The following is a 21,362-nucleotide window of genomic DNA, read 5'->3' on the forward strand; positions in this document are numbered from 1 at the left end:
ATGGCGATCGTCGAGATCCAGGCTCACACGGCGGCCCACGCCGGCTCTCGACACCTACGCTGCCAGATTCCGATCAGATAAGGCTCGGTCGCCGCATCCATGCGGCTCACGCCCCCGCCACCGGACCCACCCCGCCTTCGACAGTTTTCCGCGATCTGTTGGAACGGCAGTCTGCTCTGGTGGGTGTCGACCTTGGTCGACACGGTAGATCTGATTCAAATTTGATTTTCGATACCTGACAGATGTGTCGACCAAGGTCGACACCCACCAACGGCCGCCGCGATCTGTCAGAGGTGGGGCGGTGTGGGCTTGCAGGACCGTTGGCGCCATGGATGGCGCCATCGAGCCCCCATGGATGGGTTTACGGCGTGTCCTGCAAGCCCACACCGCCCCGCCATCCCACGGATAGCCCGCTTTTGATGTTGCTTCGGCCTTTGCCGTTGCTTCTGCGGGTGCAGGGCGCAGCCCTGCCGAACCCAACCGACTTCCGCCACTTGCGGTGACAGCAACTGACCTCTAGCCTTCGGCCGTCGTTCACCACCCAAGGACCGCCCGTGAAACACCGCCATCTCCTCCTGGCCTCGGCAATCGCCGCCGCCACGCTGGCCCTGGTCGCCTGCAAGAAGGAACCGTCGCCCGGCGCCGAAACTGCCAGCCCCAGCGCACCGGCCGGCGAAACCGCCGACCAGTTCGTGGCCCGCATCAATGCCGAATTCAAGGCCGCCTACCCGGAGATGACCTCGGCGCAGTGGCTGTCCTCCACCTACATCAACAGCGATTCGGAACGCATCGCGGCCAAGGCCAACGAGCGCTCGCTGACCCAGCTCAACAGCTGGATCGAACAGGCCGCCAAGTTTGACGGCAAGCCGATGAGCGAGGACAGCAAGCGTGCGATCCACCTGTTGAAGCTGATGTCCTCGATGCCGGCGCCGCGCGACCCGGCCAAGCTGGCCGAGCTGACCCAGATCGCCACCCGCATGGAAGGCAGCTACGGTGCCGGCAAGTACTGCACCGACGCCAACGATCCGAACTCCTGCCGCCAGCTGGGCGAGCTGGAGCAGGTGCTGGCGCGCAGCCGCGACTACGACAAGCAGCTCGATGCCTGGCAGGGCTGGCACAGCACCACCAAGAGCATGCGCGGCGATTACCAGAAGTTTGTCGGCCTGGTGAACGAAGGCGCCAAGGGCATGGGCTTCACCGATGCCGGGCAGATGTGGCGCAGCGGCTACGACATGCCGCCGGAGCAGATCGGCCCGGAAACCGACCGCCTGTGGGAACAGGTCAAGCCGATGTACGAGCAGCTGCACTGCTACGCACGCGGGAAGCTGGACAAGACCTACGGCAAGGACAAGGCCGAAGTGGGCAATGGCCTGATCGCCGCGCACCTGCTGGGCAACATGTGGCAGCAGGACTGGTCGAACCTGTGGGACCAGCTGGAACCGTACCCGGGTGCCGGCAGCCTGGATATCACCGCGGCGCTGGAAAAGCAGTACCAGACCAACCTGAGCGCAGCGCTGGCCAAGGCCGGCAAGGACGCCAACGTGGCCGCGCAGTACAAGGCGCAGCGCGAGGCCGAACTGCGTACCGCCAAGCAGATGACCGAGCGCGCGCAGGACTTCTACGTGTCGCTGGGCATGCCGTCGCTGCCGCAGTCGTATTGGGAGAAGACCCAGTTCATCAAGCCCGATGACCGCGACGTGGTCTGCCACGCCAGCGCCTGGGACATGAACATGGAAGGCGATGTGCGCACCAAGATGTGCATCAAGCCGAACGAAGAGAACTTCACCACCATCTACCACGAGCTGGGCCACATCTATTACGACCTGGCCTACAACCCGCTGCCGCCGCTGTTCCAGGGCGGTGCCAACGATGGCTTCCATGAAGCAATCGGCGACACCATCGTGCTGGCGATGACGCCCAAGTACCTCAGCTCGATCGGCCTGGTCGATGCGCCGACCGAGAGCCGCGAGGCGGTCATCAACAACCAGATGCGCATGGCCCTTTCGGGTGTCTCCTTCCTGCCGTTCGGGCTGATGATCGATCGCTGGCGCTGGGGCGTGTTCGACGGTTCGATCACCGCCGACAACTACAACAAGGCGTGGTGGGACCTGAAGGCGAAGTACCAGGGCGTGGCCCCGGCCAGCACCCGTGGCGAAGAGTTCTTCGATCCGGGTGCCAAGTACCACGTGCCGGGCAACACCCCGTACACCCGCTACTTCCTGGCGCGCATCCTGCAGTTCCAGTTCTACAAGGGCCTGTGCGATGCCGCCGGCTACAAGGGCCCGCTGCATGAGTGCACCTTCTACGGCAACAAGGAAGCCGGCCAGAAGTACTGGGCGATGCTGAGCAAGGGTGCCAGCCAGCCGTGGCAGGCCACGCTGAAGGAACTGACCGGCACCGACAAGCTCGATGCCGGCCCGATGATCGAGTACTTCACCCCGGTCAACGAGTGGCTGAAGCAGCAGAACGAAGGCCAGATGTGCGGCTGGCAGGCCAACGCGGCCCCGGCGGCAAAATGAAAGAAGGGGCGGGTCCGCGAGGATCCGCCCCTTTCTGGTAGTGCCGGCCGCTGGCCGGCAACAGCGCGGTGAAATTCCATCCGGCAGCCGGCCAGCGGCCGGCTCTACCGAAATGCCTGTCAGCTGTTCTTCTTCGCCGCCATCGCCGCGGCCAGCTCGGCCTTGAACTCCTCGAAGGTCTGGCCCTTCTCCTTCGCTTCGGCCTGCGCAGCATCACGCAGCGCATCGGAGTACACCAGACGCACCGGCGTGCCCTTGCGCTCGTGCAGTTCACCGGCCTGCATGATCAGCGCCAGCACGTGCGCAGCGCTCTCGCTGTGGCCAGCAATGCGGCCGTCCATGCCCAGCACCCATTCGCCGTCACGGCGCACGACCCCGGCCAGCAGGGTGCGCTGCGCGTCGCGCAGTTCGGCATGCGGCTCCACCGGCGAGGCCTGGGCAGCGGCCTTGTTGGCGGCCTGCTTTTCCTGGCGACGGCGCTGGTCGCGGCGGGTCTTGGAGCTGGTGGACATGGTGCGGTACCGCTGCGAAGGGGGGCGCAAGGATAGCGCACCCCGCTCGCCGGGCCGTTTCACACCCCCTCAGTCCAGCACTTTGCCGTACCGCCAGTAGCCCATGAAGGTGATTGCACGACGATCCAGCCCGCAGTCGCGGACCAGATGTCGACGGATCGCCATCACCGCCCCGGCCTCACCTGCGACCCAGGCGTACAGCGGCCCCGCCACGCGGCTATCGGCCTGCTCCCAGAGGATCTGCGTATCGACGTCGATCTCCTCCAGCGCGTCGCCGGCAGCCACGCCCGAGGCCGCCGCCAGCCGTGCCTGTACGGCCTGCAGCAGCGGCTGCCCGTACGCCGCCTGGCCACGCGGCAACCAGACCAGCTCGGCCGTGGCCGGCGCCTTCAGCGGCACCGCGTCGCCGGCCTGCGCCACTTCCAGCAGCGCCAGCGTGCGCGGCGGATCGGCCAACCCCGCCAGTTCCTCGAGAATACCGGCCACCGCCGGCAACGCGGTTTCGTCGGCAACCAGCAACACCTGGCCGACACCGGCCGGTGGCTTCCATTCCCAGCCTTCGCTGCTGTCGGCGCAGTCGGCGTCCGGGGCCAGCAGCACCACCCGGTCGCCCGGCCGTGCATGCATCGCCCAGCGCGAGGCGGGCCCGGTCACGCCGTGGATGACGAAATCGACGTCGACCTCGCCCTGCTCAGCGCGCAGCTGGCGGATGGTGTAGGTGCGCATCGGAGGGCGCTGGTCGTCAGGCAGGGCCCGATAGCGCGGGTACCAGTCCTCGCCACTGGGCACCTGTGGCACGTCCTGCCCGGGCAAGGGGAAGAACACCTTGATGCGCTGGTCCGGGCCTTCGGTCTTCATCCGTGCCACGTCGGCACCGGTGAACACCATGCGGTCCAGCGAAGGGGAAAGCACGCGGCGCTCTTTCAGCGCCACCTCGAACAGGCGGTAGATCTGCTGCGCAGCCATGGGGGAACCTCATGCAACGACATTGGATCGGCTGGCTGTCGTGCACCCTGCACCGGCTGGCTGGAGTCCCCAGCCTAATCCGGTGGTGTTCCACCGCAAGGGTTGCGGGCATCGCGCCCTGCCCTACCCCTGCGCGCTGCTCAATGGTCCGTGCAGGCTGCCTGCGCCACGCGTTCACGCTGGTGTTCCCAGTACCAGAACACGAAACCGATGGCGAAAAAGGCGGCCTGGCCCAGTGCCAGGTGCAACGGGCTGGCACTGAGCAGCGGTGATACCACGCCCGCCACCACGGTGCTGATCATCAGCTGCGCAAAGGCCTGCAGCGAAGACGCCAGGCCTCGCTGATGCGGGTACATGTCCAGCACCGCCAGCGCCAGGATCGGGAAGATCAGCGCCATGCCCATGCCGCCCAGGAAAATCGGCAGCACCGCCCACGGCAGCACGAACTGCGGCGACAGCGCCACGTAGCCGACGTTCAGCAGCACCGACAGTGCGCAGAGCGCGAAACCGATGGCGACCTGGCGGGTGGGCGTGGTGTGCCCGGCCATGCGCCCGGACAGGAACGAACCGGTGGTCATGCCGCCGATGGTGGGAATGAACAGCCAGGCGAAGCCGCCCTCGCCCAGATGCAGGTGCTGCATCACGAACACCGGCGCCGAGGAGATGTACAGGAAGATGCCGCCGAAGCCGATGCTGCCGGCCAGCGCCAGGCGCAGGAAACGCGGGTTGAAGCCGATGCGCACGTAGTCGCGCAGCAGCACCCGCGGCGACAACGGCACCCGCGCCTCGGCCGGATGGGTTTCCGGCAGGAAGCGCGCGGTGGCCGCCAGCAGCACCAGTGCGAACACCACCAGGAACCAGAAGATCAGCGGCCAGCCCGCGCCACTGAGCAGGATCCAGCCGCCGATGATCGGCGCGATCGCCGGGGCGATGCCGAACAGCATCGACACCTGGCTCATCAGCCGCTGCGCATCGTGGCCGTGGTAGAGGTCGCGGATCACCGCGCGGCCGACGATCATGCCGACACCCGCCGACAGGCCCTGCAGCGCACGGAACGCCAGCAACGTGCTCAGGTCGGTGGACAGCGCGCAGCCGATCGAGGCGCCGACGAACACCACCAGGCCGCCGAGGATCACCCGCTTGCGGCCCCAGGCATCGGACAGCGGGCCGTGCGCCAGGCTCATCAGGCCGTAGAACAGCAGGTACACGCTGATGGTCTGCTGTACCGCCACCTCGTCCACCGCCAGGCGCTGGGCCAGTTGCGGGAAGGCCGGGAAGATGGTGTCGATCGAGAACGGGCCGAACATGGCCAGGCCGGCAAGCAGCAGGGCCATGCGGCGGGTGGAGGGAGCAACAGCGGCGGTCATGGCGAAGGCGTCCGGCAGGGCCGTGCGGGGCACGCACGGCGGGCGCCGGTCCCGCTGCAGCAGGGACGGCGCCAGATGAATTCGGGTATCTCGCCATCATAGGTGGGGATTGCGCCCGACGCCATGCAGCGGTGCACAAAACGCACGGCCGGGCCATCGGCCATTCAGGCGCGCCGCACCCGCTGCAGGCGGTCCACGGGCCCGCAACGGGCTATAATCGGCGGGCAACACGGTGGGAGAAGCGGAACACCGCTGCCGAAGGCGCAACGCCCGTAATCGCTCAGGCCCGATACCACCCGCAACACAACTCTGGAGAGACCGGTTCGATCCGGCGCCGAAGGGGCACGAAGCTGCGGCCAGCCGCACTTCCAAACTCTCAGGCAAAAGGACAGAGGGGCGCCCCGCAGACCGCCAACCGGCGGCTTGTACCCGTGCGTGTGCCCTTTCCTGACGGATCCTTCGCCATGTCCCAGAACACCCCTTCCCTGCGTGAGCTCGAGCACCACAACGCGTTCGTCGAGCGCCACATCGGCCCCAACGATGCCGAGATCGCGCAGATGCTCGACGTCGTCGGCCACGCGTCGCTGGATGCGATGACCGATGCCATCGTGCCGGCCAAGATCAAGTCGCCGGCGCCGCTGGCGCTGCCGGAATCGATGACCGAAGTGCAGGCACTGGCGAAGATCCGCGCGATCGCCGACAAGAACACCGTGCTGCGCAGCTTCATCGGCCAGGGCTACTACGGTACCCACACGCCGAACGTGATCCTGCGCAACATCCTGGAAAACCCGGCCTGGTACACCGCCTACACCCCGTACCAGGCGGAAATCTCGCAGGGCCGCATGGAAGCGCTGATCAACTTCCAGACCCTGTGCGCCGACCTCACCGGCATGGAAATCGCCAACGCCTCGCTGCTGGACGAAGCCACCGCCGCGGCCGAAGCGATGACCCTGGCCAAGCGTTCGGCCAAGTCGAAGTCGGACGTCTTCTTCGTGCACGACGCCGTGCACCCGCAGACGCTGGAACTGCTGCGCACGCGCGCTGAGCCCATGGGCATCGTACTGCGCGTCGGCACCCCGGCCGAAGCGCTGGAAGCGGAAGCCTTCGGCCTGCTGCTGCAGTACCCGGACACCTTCGGCCAGGTCGGCGACTACAAGGCGCTGGTCGATGCCGTGCACGCGCGCGGCGGTTTGGTGGCCGTGGCCACCGATCTGCTGGCACTGACCCTGCTGGCCGCCCCTGGCGAATGGGGCGCGGACATCGTGGTCGGCAACAGCCAGCGTTTCGGCGTGCCGTTCGGCTTCGGTGGCCCGCATGCCGCGTTCATGGCCTGCCGTGACGCCTACAAGCGCTCGATGCCGGGCCGCCTGATCGGCGTTTCGGTGGATGCCCAGGGCAACCCGGCCTACCGCCTGACCCTGCAGACCCGCGAGCAGCACATCCGCCGCGAGAAGGCCACCTCCAACATCTGTACCGCGCAGGTGCTGCTGGCGGTGATGGCGTCGATGTACGCCGTGTACCACGGCCCGGAAGGCCTGACCCGCATCGCCCGTCGCACCCACCGCCTGGCTTCGATCCTGGCCGCGGCACTGCGCACGGCCGGCGTGCAGGTCGGTGGCGACTTCTTCGACACCCTGCATGTCACCGGCGTGCATGCCGATGAGATCCACGCCAAGGCGCGCGCCGCCGGCTACAACCTGCGCGCGATCGACAACGATTCGGTCGGCATCAGCCTGGACGAGACCGCCACCCGCGCCGACATCGTCGCCCTGGCCGCCGTGTTCGGTGCGCAGGCCGATGTCGACGCGCTCGATGCCAGCACCGCCGACGCGCTGCCGGCCGGCCTGCTGCGCCAGTCCGCGTTCCTGACCCACCCGGTGTTCAACACCCATCACAGCGAGCACGAACTGCTGCGCTACCTGCGCTCGCTGGCCGACAAGGACCTGGCGATGGACCGCACGATGATCCCGCTGGGCTCGTGCACCATGAAGCTCAACGCCACCGCCGAGATGATCCCGGTGACCTGGCCGGAGTTCTCGCAGATCCACCCGCTGGTGCCGGCCGACCAGGCGCTGGGCTACAAGGAATTGATCGACACGCTGGAAGCGATGCTGGTGGAGTGCACCGGCTACGACGCGGTCAGCCTGCAGCCGAACTCCGGTGCGCAGGGCGAGTACGCCGGCCTGCTGGCGATCCGCGCCTACCACCGTTCGCGCGGCGAAGGCCATCGTGATATCTGCCTGATCCCGGACTCGGCCCACGGCACCAACCCGGCCTCGGCGCAGATGTGCGGCATGAAGGTGGTGGTGACCAAGACCGATGCCAACGGCAACGTCGATGTCGAAGACATCCGCGTGAACGCCGAGAAGTACAGCGACCGCCTGGCCGCGATCATGATCACCTACCCGTCCACGCACGGCGTGTTCGAGGAAGAGGTGGTGGAGATCTGCGAGATCATCCACCAGCATGGTGGCCAGGTGTACACCGACGGCGCCAACATGAACGCCCTGGTGGGCGTAGCCAAGCCGGGCAAGTGGGGTTCGGACGTCTCGCACCTGAACCTGCACAAGACGTTCTGCATCCCGCACGGCGGTGGCGGCCCGGGCGTTGGCCCGTGCGCGGTCAAGGAGCACCTGGCACCGTTCCTGCCGGGCAAGCTGGGTTACAACGGCCCGGTCGGCATGGTCAGCGCGGCCAGCTTCGGCAGCGCCTCGATCCTGCCGATCAGCTGGATGTACATCGCGATGATGGGCCGCGACGGCCTGCGCAAGGCTACCCAGGTCGCGCAGCTCAACGCCAACTACATCGCCAAGCGCCTGGCCCCGCACTTCAAGACGCTGTACACCGGCCGCAACGGCCTGGTGGCGCACGAGTGCATCCTCGACGTGCGCCCGCTGGAAAAGACCAGCGGCATCGGTGCCGAGGACGTGGCCAAGCGCCTGATCGACTTCGGCTTCCACGCCCCGACCCTGAGCTTCCCGGTGGCCGGCACGCTGATGGTCGAACCGACCGAGAGCGAATCGCTGCACGAACTGGATCGCTTCATCAACGCGATGATCCAGATCCGCGAGGAAATCAGCGCGATCGAAGACGGCCGCCTGGACCGCGAGGACAACCCGCTGAAGAACGCACCGCACACTGCCACCGCAGTGACCGCCAGCGAGTGGACCCACGCCTACCCGCGCGAACTGGCCGCCTTCCCGCTGGCCAGCCTGAAGCAGAGCAAGTACTGGCCGCCGGTGGCGCGTGTCGACAACGTGTACGGCGACAAGAACGTGATGTGCGCCTGCATCCCGGTCGATGCCTACAAGGACCATGAAGTCGAGGCGTAAGCCCTCGATCCATCGGAAGTGAAAACGGCCCGCGCAAGCGGGCCGTTTTCATAAGGGTGTGTGGACCCAGGCCCACACCCACAAACATCCGATCACGGGTCCGGCATCTGCCCCAGGCTCAACTGCCAGGACACGCCGAAGCGGTCCTGTACCCAGCCATAGCGGTTGCTGAAATCGTAGTCGCCCACCGGCATCAGCCAGTGCCCACCTTCGCCCAGCACGCGTGCCGCGCGCTCGAACTGCTCGGCGCCGGAACACTCGACGAACAACGAGATGGACGGGGTGAAGGTGAAGTCGTGCACGTCCAGGCTGTCAAAGCACAGGTAGTGGGTGCCACCGAGCAGGAAGATCGCCTGGCGGACCTGTCCGGGCACACCGGCACCGGGGCCCTCCGGGTGGCGTTGCATCGCCAGCAGGCGGAAATCGGCAAAGGCTTCGGCATACAGGGCCAGGGCGGCTTCGGCCTGGCCAGTGAACATCATGAACGGACGGCTGCGCAGCATGCGGAACTCCTGTTCGACGGGCCGGTGACGGCCCACACGATCAGCATCGCACGGCGGATGTGCAGCCCCCGTGGTAGCGCCGGCCGCTGGCCGGCACCTTCCATCACGCCTCGCGCATGCGCCGGGCAATGGCGCTGCCAGCGGCGATGCTGGCGGTCAGTGCCACCATCGACAGGAACTGCAGGCGGGTATGCGATTCGCTCAGCAGCAGGCCGAAGATCAACGCCAGGATCGCCAGCGCGCAGCAGGTCAGCCACGGGAAACCGGCCATGCGGAACGGCAGGCGCGTGCCCAGGCGATCCGCGCGCCGGCGCAGCACCAGCTGCGAGACCAGCGACAGCGTCCACACCAGCAGGCAGGTGGAACCAACGATGTTCAGCAGCACCGGCAGTACCCGGTCCGGGAACAGCAGCTCCATCACCGTGGCGGCGAAGCCGAACAGCACGCTGGCCAGCACGGCGACCACCGGCACCTGGCGCGGATCGGTCCAGCCGAGCACGGCCGGGGCTTCGCGGCGCTGCGCCAGCGAATACATCATGCGCGAGGCGCCGTAGAGGTTGGCATTGAGCGCGGACAGCAACGCGATCACCGCGATCAGGGTGATCGCGGTGCCCGCACCCGGAATACGTGCAATATCCAGCACCGCGGCGAACGGCGACTTCAGCGCTTCGCTGGTCCACGGCACCACGGCGATGATCACGCTCAGCGAGCCGATGTAGAACACCAGGATGCGCCAGGCCACGGTGCGGATGGCACGGGCGATGCTGCGCTCGGGGTCTTCGGTTTCAGCAGCGGCGACGGCGACGATCTCGGTACCGCCGAAGGCGAACACCACCACCAGCAGCGCCGCACCGATGCCGGCTAGGCCCTTCGGTGCGAAGCCGCCGTGTTCGGTGAAATTGCTCAGGCCCGGCGAGGTCACCTGCGGCAGCCAGCCCATCAGCAGCGCGACGCCGATGGCGATGAACGCCAGGATCGCCACCACCTTGAGGATGGCGAACCAGAACTCGAACTCGCCGAAATTCTTCACGCCGAGCAGGTTGATCGCGGTGAAGAACAGCATGAAGGCCAGCGCCGCCATCGGTACCGGTATCGCCGGCCAGACCGTGGCCAGCAGGCCGGCCGCACCCACCGCCTCGGCGGCGATCACGATCACCAGCTGCACCCACCACAGCCAGCCGACGGTGGCGCCGGCGGTGGCGCCCATGGCATCGGCCGCATACACCGAGAATGCACCGCTGGTCGGTTTGGCCGCCGCCATCTCGCCCAGTGCGTTCATCACGATGATCACCAGCGCGCCGGCCACCAGGTAGGACACCAGCACCGCCGGACCGGCCGCCTGCACACCCACGCCGGAACCCAGGAACAGGCCGGCGCCGATGGCGCTGCCCAGCCCCATCATGATCAGCTGGCGGGGCTTGAGCGAATGTCCGAGGCGGGACGGTGAAGCGGTCGGAATCGAATTGGGCATCGGCGGGGCTGGCGGCGGGCTACAGGGGCGACACCTTACCCTGTCCCGCGCCCGCCGGGATAGGCACAGCGCAGCACGCGGCTCAGGCCAGCGCCGGCTCGCCGACATTGCCGCCGATACGGGCACGATAGGCACGCGGCGAGAAACCGGTTTCAGCCTTGAACTTGCGGGTAAAGGCACTCTGGTCGCTGAAACCGCAGGCCTGGCCGATGCAGGCGATGCTGTCGTCGCCATGCAGCAGGTGCATCGCCATCTGGATCCGCAGCCGGGTCAGCACCTGCTGCGGGGTCATCTGGAACACCTTGCGGAAGCTGCGCTCCAGCTTGGACAGCGAGAAGCCGGTGATGTCCAGCAGGGTCTGCATGCGCACGTTTTCGGCGTAGTGCGCGTTGAGATGGGCCAGGGCCAGCCGCAGCTGCTCGTACTGGCTGCCCAGGCTGTCCTTCTGGCCCAGGTCGCGGGAAATGCCGATCAAACCTTCGATGGCCCCATCAACCACCAGCGGGCGCTTGCAGGTCAGGCACCAGCCCGGTTCGCGGTTGGCGAACAGGTGCAGCTCCATCAGGTTCTCGATCACCTCGCCGGACAGCACGCGGGCGTCCTGGTCGACATAGTCCGCACTGAGCCCGGTCGGGTAGATCTCGGCCGCAGTGCGCCCGATCACATCCTTGCGCGCGCGCAGGCCCAGCCGCCGCAGCATGGTCTGGTTGACGTGGGTGTAGCGTCCCTGCCGGTCCTTGATGAAGAACAGCACATCCGGGATGGCGTCGAACAGGGCTTCGATGTCGGCGGGCTCGACTCGCATGCGGCAAGCATAGCCGAGGCGCCCTTGCCGGGGCGATCACCCTTGCGGGACTTGCGCTTAACGCCGGAGGGGCCACCGTGGGGCCCAGCCCCCACCGGAGACCCGGCCATGCCCCGTGGTGACAAGTCCGCCTATACCGAAAAGCAGAAGCGTCAGGCCGAGCACATCGAAGAGAGCGAACGCCAGCGCGGTGCCAGCGAAGGGACTGCCGAGCGCATCGCCTGGGCCACCGTGAACAAGCAGGATGGGGGTGGCAAGCGCAGTGGCAGCGGGCGCAAGGTGGCGAAGAAGGCACCGGCGAAAAAAACCGCCAGCAAGGCCACTGCGAAGAAAACCACGGCGAAGAAGGCGCCGACCGGCAAGGCGGCGGCGAAGAAGGCTGTAAAGAAAACGGTGGCCAAGAAGGCCAGCACCACCGCCTCACGCAGTGCTGCCGCGAAGAAGGCGGCGAAGACCCGCGCGGCAAAGAAGACCGTGCGCAAGGTGGCGGCGAAGAAAGCAGCACGTACCCGCGCGCGCGGCTGAACCCTTCGATCAGGGCGACAGCGTCCTCATCCACGCGGCAACTTCGGCTGCAGCTGCGTCGGCGCGCGCCTGCAGCAGCAGATGTGGCCCCTCCAACGACACATGGCGGGCATCGGGCAACAAGGCCTGCAGCTCGGCCACGCTGGGTGGCCACAGCAGGCGGTCCTGCCGGGCATGCAGGCACAGCGTCGGCAACACGAGCTCCGGCAGCAGTGCACGAACATCCACCCGCAGCGTCGTCGCGGCACGCTGGCGCAGGGTTGCAGCCGGCACCTGCGCGATTGCCAGGCCCAGCTCACGCAGCTTCGCGCGCGTCCGCCATTGCCCCAGCAGCAACCGGGCCATCAACGCGAGTGGCGGCAACGGCCATGCCGGGGCCAGTATCCGTGCGCTCGCCGCAGGCAGCGGCACCGGCCGCCGTGCGAAGGTCGTACTCAGTACCAACCCATGCAATCCAGGTAGCCCGGCCACCGCCAGTTCGATGGCCAATGGACCGGCGAACGACTCGGCCAGCAGCACAAAAGGAGATGCTGGAAGCTGCGGGCGCAGGATCGACGCCAAGGTGGTGTAGTCCTGCGGCCCCTGCGCGGGCATCGGCAGTACCTGCATCTGCATGCCCCGCGCCTGCATTGCCTCTACGAACTGCGCCGACAGCAGGCCGGTGCCATCCAGGCCTGGCAGCATCACGACCGGCAGCATCACGGCATTCATCACGTTGATCACCCTTCAGGTTTCTTCGCACGGCTCCCTGCCTGCAGCTTCACGCATTGGCTCGGCCCAAGGAAGTGCACGGCGGCACACGCGGCGCTACGCTGGTGGTCCCGGCAGACCGCAGCACTCAACGTCATCGGCATGGGTGAGTGGCTTTCCGGAAAGACCTGGTCGACTGTCTACCCGCTGGTGATGCCCCCTACCCTGGTCGCGCTGTATGCCGTGGGGGCCATGCTCGGCAGTGCCCTTGAACAATGATGGCCGTTGTCCACCTGTCTGGGCAGGCAATGGGAATACGACCGCCCAGGGCGGCCGTATTCCTGTCACGGGTTCAGCAGCCTGCTCAGGCTGCGCGACGCGCCACGGCCGAAGCCACTTCGCCCTGCTCCACCTTGAACACCGACACCGACGTGGTCAGTGCATGCGCCTGTTCTTCCAGCGCGCGGCTGGCAGCGGTGGCTTCCTCCACCAGGGCGGCATTCTGCTGGGTCACCTGGTCCATCTGCACCACCACCTGGTTGACCTGCTCGATACCGGCCGCCTGTTCCTTGCTGGCCGCTGCGATGTCGCTCATCAACTGGGTGGTGCGCGAGCTGGCCTGGGCCACGCGCGCGATTGCGGCTTCGGATTCAACGGTCACCGCCAGGCCACTCTTCACCTTGGCGGCAGCGTCTTCGATCAGTTCCTTGATCTCCTTCGCCGCGACACCGGCACGCTGCGCGAGCGTGCGCACTTCACTGGCGACCACGGCAAAACCACGGCCCTGCTCGCCCGCTCGTGCGGCTTCCACCGCCGCGTTCAACGCGAGGATGTTGGTCTGGAACGCGATGCCGTCGATCACCGTGGAGATTTCCGAGATGCGGGCCGACGACTGGTCGATCTCGCCCATCACCGAGGCCATCTGTGCCATCGCCTGCTCGGTCTCGCGCACGGCGGCACCGGCCGCATGCGCTTCGCTGTCGGCCTGGCGGGCCAGCTCGGCATTCTGGCGCACGGTCGATGTCAGTTCCTCCATCGATGCAGCGGCCTCTTCCAGATTGGCCGCCTGCTGCTCGGTGCGGCGCGACAGGTCGTTGTTGCCGGCGGCCAGTTCCTGCGCCGCGTTGTTGATGCTGTCGGCCGCCACCTGGATGCCGCGCACGATGCCGGTCAGCTGCGCGGTGGTGGTGTTGGCGTCGTCGCGCATGCGGGCGAACACGCCGTCGTACTCGCCGTCCATGCGTGCGGTCAGATCGCCGTGCGAAATTGCGCGCAGCACGTCGGAGACATCGGCGATGCTGGCCTGCGAACTGGCCATCATGCCGTTGAGGTGCTCGACCATCGCCTTGAACTGGTACTGGAACGCGGCAGCATCGCCGCGCATGCTGAAATCACCAGCGCGCGCGGCACGGGCCAGCTCATCGATCTGCGCGTTGATCGCCATCAGGCTCTGCTTCACCGCCGCCAGGGTGCGGGTCAGCGTGCCCTTCTCGCCCGGATAATCCGGCAGGTCGCGGCTCAGATCGCCGATGGCGTAGCGCTGCATCACCTCGGCCATCAGCAGCTGCACCTGCACGTGCGATTCAACCAGGCTGTTGGTGGCCTGCACCATGCGCCCGAAATCGCCGGGGAACGCGCTGGCATCCATGCGATAGCGGATCGCGCCGGCCTCGTGCTGCTCAGCCATCCGCAACTGCGCGCCGATGGCCGCCTGCACGCTCTGCCGCACGCTGGCCATCGCCTCGCCCAGCTGGGTCAGTTCGTCACGTCCACCCAGGCGGAATTCCTGGTCCAGCTGGCCCTTGGACAGTCGCTCGGCCAGGTTCACTGCGCGCGCCAGCGGACCGGTCAGGCTGCGCCCGATCATCACCGAGGCAGCAATGCCAACCAGTAGTGCAACGCCGCCCAGCACCAGCAGCTGCAGCAGGCTGCGCTCGCCCAGGCGGATCGCCTCGGCTGCGGCGCTGCGGCTTTCCTTCTCTTCAAAGTCCACACCGTCGGACAGCGCCTTGTTCCAGCCATTGGCCGCTTCCTGCACCGGGCCCAGGGTCAACGCCACGGCGCCGGGATAGTCCCCCTGCTCCATCAACTCGCTGGTCTGCTTGTTGAGCGGGCGGGCGATGGCGCGCTTGGCTGCGATGGTTTCAGCGATGGCCTTGCCGTCGGCATCGCTGGGCAGCGCCTGGTAAGCGGACCAGCTGGCCTCGTAGCGCTTGACCAGATCGGCAATGCGCTGCTCGTCGTGGCCACGGTCATCGCCCTGGCGGATCAGCATCTCGCGGCGCACCACCATCATCTGGTTGTTGGCGTCGAGCATCTGCGACAGCAACCGCACCTTGGCCACGCTGACATCGACCACCTGCTGCATCGCGCGCTTCTGCACGACGCTGGCGGTGGCGCCGGTCGCCACCACGGCGGCAACCAGCAGCAGCAACAGGCCAAAGCCCAGCCCAAGACGCCAGGCAACCCTGACATTCCTCAAGTAGTTCATCGGTACATCCAAAACGGGGGGATGCGCCCGTATCGGCCGGGCCACCGGCATTCTTGATCGACAACACCTGCAGTCGTCGGCAGCCGTTCACCTTGGTGAGGCCACGTGGCGCGCTTCTGCGGCAAGGCTCCGCCGCGTGGCCGCGCCGTTCTGCTCATGCCGGCATCAGTTCGCTTTCACGGCGGCTACGCAGCCCCTGCGGGCAGGGTGGAGCTGCCATCTGCCGGAGACCTCCATGCCCGTACCCCGCCCCGCCCTGCTCGCCCTGTCATTGCTGATCTCGCCCGCCTTCGCCCAGGTACCGCCGCCGGCCCAGCTGCCGGCGCCCATCGCGGAGAAGGCAGGACCGGACATCGCAGCCCGCTCGCCGCTGCACGCGCAGGTACTGCTGGACCGGGCCAATTTCTCGCCGGGCCAGATTGACGGCGAGGTCGGCAGCAACCAGCGCCGCGCAGTGTCCGGCTTCCAGGCCGCCCATGGCCTGACGGTGACCGGCGAGCTGGACGAGGCCACCTGGAAGGCACTGCAGGCCGATGCCAACGCGCCGCTGGCCAGCTACACGCTGACCGCCGAGGACGTGGCAGGTCCGTTCCAGCCGGTGCCCAAGGGACCTGCCGCACAGGCCAAGCTGAAGGCATTGGGTTACGGCAGCGTGGAAGAATCACTGGGCGAACGCTTCCATGCCTCGCCCGAACTGCTGAAGGTATTGAACCCCGGCGTCGACCTGGGCAAGGCCGGCAACCTCATCCAGGTGCCGAACATCGCCCCGGCCCCGCTGCCGAAGGCGGCCAAAGTGGTGGTCGACAAATCCGATTCCACGCTGCAGCTGCTGGATGCGCAGGGCAAGGTGATTGCGCAGGTGCCGGTGTCCTCGGGCAGCCAGCACGACCCGCTGCCGATCGGTGAATGGAAGATCCTCGGCGTGTATCGCGACCCGCCGTTCCACTACAACCCGAAACTGTTCTGGGATGCGCGCAAGGGCGAGAAAAAGGCAACGCTGCCGCCGGGCCCGAACAACCCGGTGGGGCGGGTCTGGATCGACCTGTCCAAGCCGCACTATGGCCTGCACGGTACGCCTGAACCCGGCCATGTCGGCAAGACCGAATCGCATGGCTGCGTGCGCATGACCAACTGGGATGCGTTGCGCGTAGCCGATGCAGTGGATACCTCGGTACCCGTGGTGATGCAGGAGTGAGCCGATGCGTCTTTCGCAGCTGATTGTGCTGGGCGTGCTGCTGGGCCTGGGTGCAGGTTGGTGGTTGCGCCGGGATGTGGCTCAACCGGTGGCCGTTGCCCAGCCTGCCCCGCAACCCACAGTCGCTGCAACGCCGGTGAAGGCGCCTGCAGCTGCGCAGGTGGATGCAGCGCCTTCCGCATCGGTGGCACCGTCGGCCAACGCGAGCGGCACGCCAACCGGCCTGCTGCTGCCCGTACAGGGCATCGAAGCCTCGCAGCTGCGCGACACCTTCACCGATGCACGCAGCGAAGGGCGCGTACACGATGCCATCGACATCATGGCCGACGCCGGGACGCCGGTGCTGGCCGTGGCTGATGGCACAGTGGAAAAGCTGTTCGACAGCAAGCGCGGCGGCCTGACGATCTACCAGTTCGAACCCAGCGGACGCTGGTGCTACTACTACGCGCACCTGCAACGCTATGCCGATGGGCTGGCGGAAAAGAAGGTGATCAAGCGCGGCGAGGTGATCGGCTACGTCGGCAGCACCGGCAATGCCAGCGCCGAGGCCCCGCACCTGCACTTCGAGGTACATGTGCTGGGGCCGGAGAAGCAGTGGTGGAAGGGCGAATCGATCAATCCGTATCCGCTGCTGCGGGCGGGGCGCTGACGCTTCGGCACTCGCTGCACTCAGAGGCCTGAGGCAACACGCACCGCTTCGCAGGCGATGATGAGGTCTTCCACCAAGCGCCCGCTGACATCCAGTTCGCCCTCGTACTCGGCGATGTTGCGCTGCTGGTGGCACTTGTCGATCACGCGCCATACCTCCGGACCAACACCCAGCGTGTGCTTGAGCGACTGGAACACGATGTAGCGGTTGCTGGGCCGGTAGCCCTGCGCACGCAACGCAGCCAGACTCAACGCGTGCGCGGCGTTGTAGGCGAGATCGAAGCGGCTTTCCAGCGACAGGGTGCCATTGCGCGCATCGCGCAGCCGCGCAAGAGCCGAGCGCTGAAGCCCTTCGATCTCGCGTGGATCGGGTGGTTCGACGGTGAGCGGTTTACCCGGCCCGACCAGATTCTGCAATGGCGAGGTCATCCATTCCTCCAATCACCCAGACCTTGGGCTGTTCCAGTACGCGCTGCAGGAAGGCATTGCCCTTGCGCAGGCGATCCTTCAGTTCGTCATGCGTGTACAGCGTGGGGTTCACCGGCCGGCCCAGGCGATCTTCCAGCGGATCGAGCACGGCCATCAAGTCAGCGTAGCCCAGCGTATCGGATATCAGCATCAGATCGATGTCGCTGTGTGCGCTGTCGGTGTGCTTGGCCACCGAACCGAAGACGAAGGCCAGCGCAATCTGATCCTGCAGCGGTTGCAGCGCCTCGCGCAGCGGTTGTGCGAGGCCGATGGTCTTGTGCACCAGCGACACCAGTTCGGCATGGATGGGCGAGCCGGCATACGCGCGATAGCGCTTCTGGTGACCGACCCTGCGTTGCTCGACCAGTCCACTTGCGACCAGTTTGGCCACCTCGCGCTGCACGGCGCCCGAGCCGGCACCGCTGCCGCTGATCAGCTCGGAGATGCTGAAATCGCGGCTGTCCTGCCCGAACAGCAGGGCCAGCACCCGTTGCTGGGTCTGGGTGAAGAGCGCATCGGCCAGCCCGACAGGGCCGACGGGAGACGGATTGGCGGCGGGAATACCCATATTGGGCATTATTATGCCCATATTGGGTATCTGGCAAGTGCACTGCCGGGCATGGCCCGGCGCTACCGGGCTGGAGGACGGCGTCGCCAGCGCCGCAGCGCGATGCTGGCGGCCGCCAGTCCGCCACCGGCAATCAGTAAAAGGAGCGCCACCGGCTGCCAGAAGAAGAACGGCCACAGCCAGAGGTAGTCCAGGTCGGTCAGCTTCAGCACGTCCATCGGCGGCAGCAGGTCCACCGAGGCCGCACGGCCGGCCAGCGCCGGGTCGACCGCCAGCACGGTCAGCCGCAGCCAGGAACGCCCGCGCGGCAATGCATCACCCCGGCCATAGCCGAAGTACGAGGCGGCGAAGCGGTCGGGCTCGACCGATTCCAGTGCACGAATGACCTCGGTCGGTTCTGCAGCTGAGCGCGTGTCCGCGCGGAACTCATTGCGATCGGTCGGGGTTTCCGCGCGCAGGCGCAGCTCGGGGTCAACCAAAGGATCGGCGCCGTCATCGGCATAGCGCAGTCGCAGGCGCAAGGGATCGTCGATGAAGCGATAGACCGTGATCTCGGCCGTGGCACCCGGCTGCAGCACCAGTGGCAGGGTCTGCGTGCGCGAGGCCAGGTGGTTGGCGGCTGCGCCCAGCAGCAGCACGATGCAGGCCAGCGCCCACAGGCTCCACAGCAGCCACAGGGCCACCCGTGCGACCGTCTCGCCCTTCATGCCGAACCCCCGGTCATCGCGCTGCATCCCTGCTGGCATTGGCCACAACGTAGCGCAGAACTGCACGTGCCTACAGTGCCGGCGCAAAGCAGCGCGTGACCCCACCCGGTACCTCGCCAGATGGCGAGGCTGGGCATCGCGCATGCGGAAGGAGTCAGGCCGGCCTGACTTCCCTGCAGACCAGCTCGGCAAGTTCGCGGCAGGCGAAGAACAGCCCTTCCACCACACCTTCGTCCAGGTGCCTGCGCGGCGTCGCCATGGTGGCGCAACGGTTGGCCGCGTGCAGCATCTCCACCGCGGTGAGGATGCCCACGGCCGCACGGTCGATCCGCGCCAGGGACTGACGTCGTCCGTCGGACAGGGCCTCCTCCGGCCACAACATGCCATCGGAGCCTTCGCCATCACGGATGCGGGTGAGGCAGCCCTGGAACGTGCTGAGATCGTCGGCGGGATCCGCATCGTCGTTGATGGGCTCAACAACATGGAACGGCGGGGTCTTGCGAGTGGTCATGGCGTCGGCTTCCGTGGCTGTACTTAACAGCGCCACCGCGCGGAAGCGGGGTGGCGGACGGTGCGGGTTCCAAACCGGGATACGTGCTAGACCGGCGGGTCCGAAGACCCCCACGCACCGCCCGCCATAAAGGCCGACGGATTGCCAGTCGGCACCGTTTCAGGACGGTGCCGGCTGGCAAGCGCTTACAGCACATATCGCGGGTTTGGATGCCCGGCCACCCTTTTCCGGTGGCACGCCATGGTGTCTACGCCTGCATGTTCGATTCAATGAGAAAAATCCGAAAGGTTCGGATGAATCGAGAGCGCAGGGCGAAGTGTTGCATGCCCGGGGAATGGTGGATGCGACAGGAATAGGCGCGACTGTGCTGGTGCGCGGACGAGAGCGACGTGCGGTGACGCGAACAACCCTCACTTCAGAATGGCGCGTGACGTTTATCGCTTACCAGAAGTTGTATGCGGGGAGCATGAGGGATGTGTGGCTTGGGAGAATTTGACGTGGTCGGCCGAATTGGCGTGCTGGACGCGACATGTTGGTGGCTTCGGTTCTGCCAGCCATGGGCTGGCACTACTGGAACCGGCACGGGCTGCCGACAGATGAAACCGGCCCAAAACAAAGCGCCGCGACCCCACAGGGAGTCGCGGCGCTCTTTTTTTCAGCTGAACAGCGTTACCTCAGGCGAACGGGTCCTGCAGGACCATGGTGTGGTCGCGGTCCGGGCCGGTGGAGACGATGCTGATCGGGCAACCGGCCAGTTCTTCCAGCGAACGCAGGTAGGCACGTGCGGCCGGCGGCAGCTCGTCCCAGTTGGTGATGCCGTGGGTGTTCTCGCTCCAGCCCGGGAACTCCAGGTAGACCGGGGTGCAGTCTTCCCAGCCCTGCGCGTCCAGCGGCGCGTACTCGGTGCGCTTGCCGTTGTATTCGTAGGCGATGCAGACCTTCAGCTTTTCCATGCCGTCCAGCACGTCCAGCTTGGTGATGCACAGGCCGCTGATGCCGTTGATGGCCACGGCGCGCTTCAGCGCAACGATGTCCATCCAGCCGCAGCGACGCGGGCGACCGGTCGAGGCACCGTACTCGGCGCCGCGGTCACGGATGCCCTGGCCGACTTCGTCGTCCAGTTCGGTCGGGAACGGGCCGCCGCCGACGCGGGTGGCGTAGGCCTTGGCGATGCCCAGCACGTAGTCGATCGAATCGGCGCCAACGCCGGAACCGGCCAGCGCGCCACCGACGGTGGTGTTGGAGCTGGTGACGTACGGATAGGTGCCGTGGTCGATGTCCAGCAGCGCACCCTGCGCGCCTTCGAACAGCACGCGCTTACCCTGCTTGCGCAGGTCGTGCAGGATGCCGGCCACGTCGGACTTCATCGGCTGCACGTACTCGCCGAAGGCCAGTGCTTCGTCGAAGGTCTTCTGGAAGTCGACCGCATCGGTGTTCAGATACTTGGTCAGCACGAAGTTGTGGTAATCCAGCGCGGTGCGCAGCAGTTCTTCCAGCTGCTTCGGGTAGTGCAGGTCGGCGATGCGGATGCCGCGACGCGCCACCTTGTCTTCGTAGGCCGGGCCGATGCCACGGCCGGTGGTGCCGATCGCCTTGCCGCCGGCAGCGCGTTCGCGCGCCTGGTCCAGGGCGATGTGGTACGGCATGATCAGCGGCGCGGCCGGGGAGATCTTCAGGCGCGAACGCACTTCCACGCCGGAGGCTTCCAGCTCGGCGATTTCCTTCTGCAGCGCGGCCGGCGAGATCACCACGCCGTTGCCGATCAGGCACAGCGCATCGTCACGCAGGATGCCCGACGGGATCAGGTGCAGGACGGTCTTCTTGCCATTGATGACCAGGGTGTGGCCGGCGTTATGGCCGCCCTGGAAGCGCACCACGGCGCCGATTTCCTCGGTGAGCAGATCGACAATCTTGCCCTTGCCTTCATCGCCCCACTGGGCACCCAACACTACGACAGACTGACCCATGACGGGCTCCTCGATTTGTTGCGGCCATCGGGGCCGCGGACGGGTAAACCGTGGCGGGGCTGGCCAGCACCTGGAAGGCGGCTCCAAACGGGGAGCGCCGGCGATGGAAGGCCCAGA

Annotated in this window: 18 protein-coding genes and 1 riboswitch; of the genes, 5 read left to right on the top strand and 13 right to left on the bottom strand. The window is 66.8% G+C overall.

What is annotated here, in order from left to right; genetic code table 11:
* Positions 1-554: 554 nt before the first annotated feature.
* A complete protein-coding gene (locus tag ACMZPQ_RS08575) occupies positions 555-2,519 on the top strand; it encodes a M2 family metallopeptidase (protein ID WP_197582138.1) in 1,965 nt (654 codons plus the stop codon).
* Between the two features lie 119 nt (positions 2,520-2,638).
* Here the strand turns inward: ACMZPQ_RS08575 and ACMZPQ_RS08580 are convergent, their stop codons facing one another.
* The 3 genes from ACMZPQ_RS08580 to ACMZPQ_RS08590 all read right to left on the bottom strand — a co-directional run bounded on the left by ACMZPQ_RS08580 (position 2,639) and on the right by ACMZPQ_RS08590 (position 5,364).
* A complete protein-coding gene (locus tag ACMZPQ_RS08580; protein ID WP_197582139.1) occupies positions 2,639-3,031 on the bottom strand; it encodes a hypothetical protein in 393 nt (130 codons plus the stop codon).
* 69 nt (positions 3,032-3,100) lie between these two features.
* Positions 3,101-3,997 carry a siderophore-interacting protein gene (locus tag ACMZPQ_RS08585; protein ID WP_197582140.1) on the bottom strand — a complete coding sequence of 299 codons (897 nt, stop codon included), beginning with the start codon at positions 3,995-3,997 and terminating at the stop codon, positions 3,101-3,103.
* 140 nt (positions 3,998-4,137) lie between these two features.
* Complete coding sequence (locus tag ACMZPQ_RS08590; RefSeq protein ID WP_197582141.1) at positions 4,138-5,364, bottom strand: multidrug effflux MFS transporter; 1,227 nt, start codon at positions 5,362-5,364, stop codon at positions 4,138-4,140.
* A gap of 299 nt (positions 5,365-5,663) precedes the next feature.
* Positions 5,664-5,766: riboswitch (glycine riboswitch) on the top strand.
* Between the two features lie 62 nt (positions 5,767-5,828).
* Here ACMZPQ_RS08590 and gcvP point away from each other — a divergent pair.
* The gene (gcvP, locus tag ACMZPQ_RS08595) at positions 5,829-8,696 is read left to right on the top strand and encodes an aminomethyl-transferring glycine dehydrogenase (protein ID WP_197582142.1); all 2,868 of its coding nucleotides are present in this window, start codon (positions 5,829-5,831) and stop codon (positions 8,694-8,696) included.
* Positions 8,697-8,788: 92 nt separating this feature from the next.
* Here gcvP and ACMZPQ_RS08600 read toward each other — a convergent pair whose 3' ends face one another.
* From ACMZPQ_RS08600 to ACMZPQ_RS08610, 3 genes are all read right to left on the bottom strand, one after another.
* Positions 8,789-9,199 (bottom strand): VOC family protein, encoded by a 411-nt coding sequence (locus tag ACMZPQ_RS08600; protein ID WP_197582143.1) that lies wholly within the window; start codon positions 9,197-9,199, stop codon positions 8,789-8,791.
* Between the two features lie 103 nt (positions 9,200-9,302).
* Positions 9,303-10,670 (bottom strand): amino acid permease, encoded by a 1,368-nt coding sequence (locus tag ACMZPQ_RS08605; protein WP_197582144.1) that lies wholly within the window; start codon positions 10,668-10,670, stop codon positions 9,303-9,305.
* A gap of 82 nt (positions 10,671-10,752) precedes the next feature.
* Positions 10,753-11,475 (bottom strand): helix-turn-helix transcriptional regulator, encoded by a 723-nt coding sequence (locus ACMZPQ_RS08610; RefSeq protein ID WP_008267851.1) that lies wholly within the window; start codon positions 11,473-11,475, stop codon positions 10,753-10,755.
* A gap of 108 nt (positions 11,476-11,583) precedes the next feature.
* Here ACMZPQ_RS08610 and ACMZPQ_RS08615 point away from each other — a divergent pair, with 108 nt between their 5' ends.
* Entirely contained in the window at positions 11,584-12,000 is a 417-nt protein-coding gene (locus tag ACMZPQ_RS08615; protein ID WP_197582145.1) for a hypothetical protein, read from the top strand.
* 9 nt (positions 12,001-12,009) lie between these two features.
* Here the strand turns inward: ACMZPQ_RS08615 and ACMZPQ_RS08620 are convergent, their stop codons facing one another.
* Both ACMZPQ_RS08620 and ACMZPQ_RS08625 read right to left on the bottom strand, forming a co-directional pair.
* A complete protein-coding gene (locus ACMZPQ_RS08620; RefSeq protein ID WP_197582158.1) occupies positions 12,010-12,711 on the bottom strand; it encodes an alpha/beta fold hydrolase in 702 nt (233 codons plus the stop codon).
* A gap of 343 nt (positions 12,712-13,054) precedes the next feature.
* Complete coding sequence (locus tag ACMZPQ_RS08625; RefSeq protein ID WP_197582146.1) at positions 13,055-15,181, bottom strand: methyl-accepting chemotaxis protein; 2,127 nt, start codon at positions 15,179-15,181, stop codon at positions 13,055-13,057.
* A gap of 235 nt (positions 15,182-15,416) precedes the next feature.
* On the opposite strand from ACMZPQ_RS08625, the gene ACMZPQ_RS08630 reads away from it, so the two are divergent.
* Together ACMZPQ_RS08630 and ACMZPQ_RS08635 are read left to right on the top strand one after the other, a co-directional pair.
* Entirely contained in the window at positions 15,417-16,376 is a 960-nt protein-coding gene (locus tag ACMZPQ_RS08630) for a L,D-transpeptidase family protein (RefSeq protein ID WP_197582147.1), read from the top strand.
* A gap of 4 nt (positions 16,377-16,380) precedes the next feature.
* Positions 16,381-17,025: a peptidoglycan DD-metalloendopeptidase family protein gene (locus ACMZPQ_RS08635; RefSeq protein ID WP_197582148.1), complete on the top strand. Its 645-nt coding sequence runs from the start codon at positions 16,381-16,383 to the stop codon at positions 17,023-17,025.
* Between the two features lie 20 nt (positions 17,026-17,045).
* Here the strand turns inward: ACMZPQ_RS08635 and ACMZPQ_RS08640 are convergent, their stop codons facing one another.
* The 5 genes from ACMZPQ_RS08640 to ACMZPQ_RS08660 all read right to left on the bottom strand — a co-directional run bounded on the left by ACMZPQ_RS08640 (position 17,046) and on the right by ACMZPQ_RS08660 (position 21,245).
* On the bottom strand, positions 17,046-17,453 hold the full coding sequence (locus ACMZPQ_RS08640; RefSeq protein WP_197582149.1) for a hypothetical protein: 408 nt from the start codon (positions 17,451-17,453) through the stop codon (positions 17,046-17,048).
* Entirely contained in the window at positions 17,416-18,060 is a 645-nt protein-coding gene (locus tag ACMZPQ_RS08645; RefSeq protein WP_312646171.1) for a nucleotidyltransferase domain-containing protein, read from the bottom strand. Before ACMZPQ_RS08645 ends, ACMZPQ_RS08640 begins: the two co-directional genes overlap by 38 nt.
* Positions 18,061-18,122: 62 nt before the next feature.
* On the bottom strand, positions 18,123-18,767 hold the full coding sequence (locus ACMZPQ_RS08650) for a hypothetical protein (protein ID WP_197582151.1): 645 nt from the start codon (positions 18,765-18,767) through the stop codon (positions 18,123-18,125).
* Between the two features lie 154 nt (positions 18,768-18,921).
* The gene (locus ACMZPQ_RS08655) at positions 18,922-19,278 is read right to left on the bottom strand and encodes a hypothetical protein (protein ID WP_197582152.1); all 357 of its coding nucleotides are present in this window, start codon (positions 19,276-19,278) and stop codon (positions 18,922-18,924) included.
* 674 nt (positions 19,279-19,952) lie between these two features.
* The gene (locus ACMZPQ_RS08660; RefSeq protein WP_006463282.1) at positions 19,953-21,245 is read right to left on the bottom strand and encodes an adenylosuccinate synthase; all 1,293 of its coding nucleotides are present in this window, start codon (positions 21,243-21,245) and stop codon (positions 19,953-19,955) included.
* Positions 21,246-21,362 lie beyond the last annotated feature (117 nt).

Origin of the sequence: Stenotrophomonas maltophilia (genome assembly GCF_047497515.2) — a bacterium.
GTDB lineage: Bacteria > Pseudomonadota > Gammaproteobacteria > Xanthomonadales > Xanthomonadaceae > Stenotrophomonas.

Coding starts and splice junctions, on each gene's coding strand:
- ACMZPQ_RS08590 (WP_197582141.1), bottom strand. CDS start 5,364: ATGACCGCCGCTGTTGCTCCCTCCACCCGCCGCATGGCCCTGCTGCTT.
- ACMZPQ_RS08630 (WP_197582147.1), top strand. CDS start 15,417: ATGCCCGTACCCCGCCCCGCCCTGCTCGCCCTGTCATTGCTGATCTCG.
- ACMZPQ_RS08645 (WP_312646171.1), bottom strand. CDS start 18,060: ATGGGTATTCCCGCCGCCAATCCGTCTCCCGTCGGCCCTGTCGGGCTG.
- ACMZPQ_RS08585 (WP_197582140.1), bottom strand. CDS start 3,997: ATGGCTGCGCAGCAGATCTACCGCCTGTTCGAGGTGGCGCTGAAAGAG.
- ACMZPQ_RS08615 (WP_197582145.1), top strand. CDS start 11,584: ATGCCCCGTGGTGACAAGTCCGCCTATACCGAAAAGCAGAAGCGTCAG.
- ACMZPQ_RS08660 (WP_006463282.1), bottom strand. CDS start 21,245: ATGGGTCAGTCTGTCGTAGTGTTGGGTGCCCAGTGGGGCGATGAAGGC.
- ACMZPQ_RS08635 (WP_197582148.1), top strand. CDS start 16,381: ATGCGTCTTTCGCAGCTGATTGTGCTGGGCGTGCTGCTGGGCCTGGGT.
- ACMZPQ_RS08610 (WP_008267851.1), bottom strand. CDS start 11,475: ATGCGAGTCGAGCCCGCCGACATCGAAGCCCTGTTCGACGCCATCCCG.
- ACMZPQ_RS08640 (WP_197582149.1), bottom strand. CDS start 17,453: ATGACCTCGCCATTGCAGAATCTGGTCGGGCCGGGTAAACCGCTCACC.
- ACMZPQ_RS08600 (WP_197582143.1), bottom strand. CDS start 9,199: ATGCTGCGCAGCCGTCCGTTCATGATGTTCACTGGCCAGGCCGAAGCC.
- ACMZPQ_RS08625 (WP_197582146.1), bottom strand. CDS start 15,181: ATGAACTACTTGAGGAATGTCAGGGTTGCCTGGCGTCTTGGGCTGGGC.
- ACMZPQ_RS08650 (WP_197582151.1), bottom strand. CDS start 18,767: ATGAAGGGCGAGACGGTCGCACGGGTGGCCCTGTGGCTGCTGTGGAGC.
- gcvP (WP_197582142.1), top strand. CDS start 5,829: ATGTCCCAGAACACCCCTTCCCTGCGTGAGCTCGAGCACCACAACGCG.
- ACMZPQ_RS08580 (WP_197582139.1), bottom strand. CDS start 3,031: ATGTCCACCAGCTCCAAGACCCGCCGCGACCAGCGCCGTCGCCAGGAA.
- ACMZPQ_RS08620 (WP_197582158.1), bottom strand. CDS start 12,711: ATGAATGCCGTGATGCTGCCGGTCGTGATGCTGCCAGGCCTGGATGGC.
- ACMZPQ_RS08605 (WP_197582144.1), bottom strand. CDS start 10,670: ATGCCCAATTCGATTCCGACCGCTTCACCGTCCCGCCTCGGACATTCG.
- ACMZPQ_RS08655 (WP_197582152.1), bottom strand. CDS start 19,278: ATGACCACTCGCAAGACCCCGCCGTTCCATGTTGTTGAGCCCATCAAC.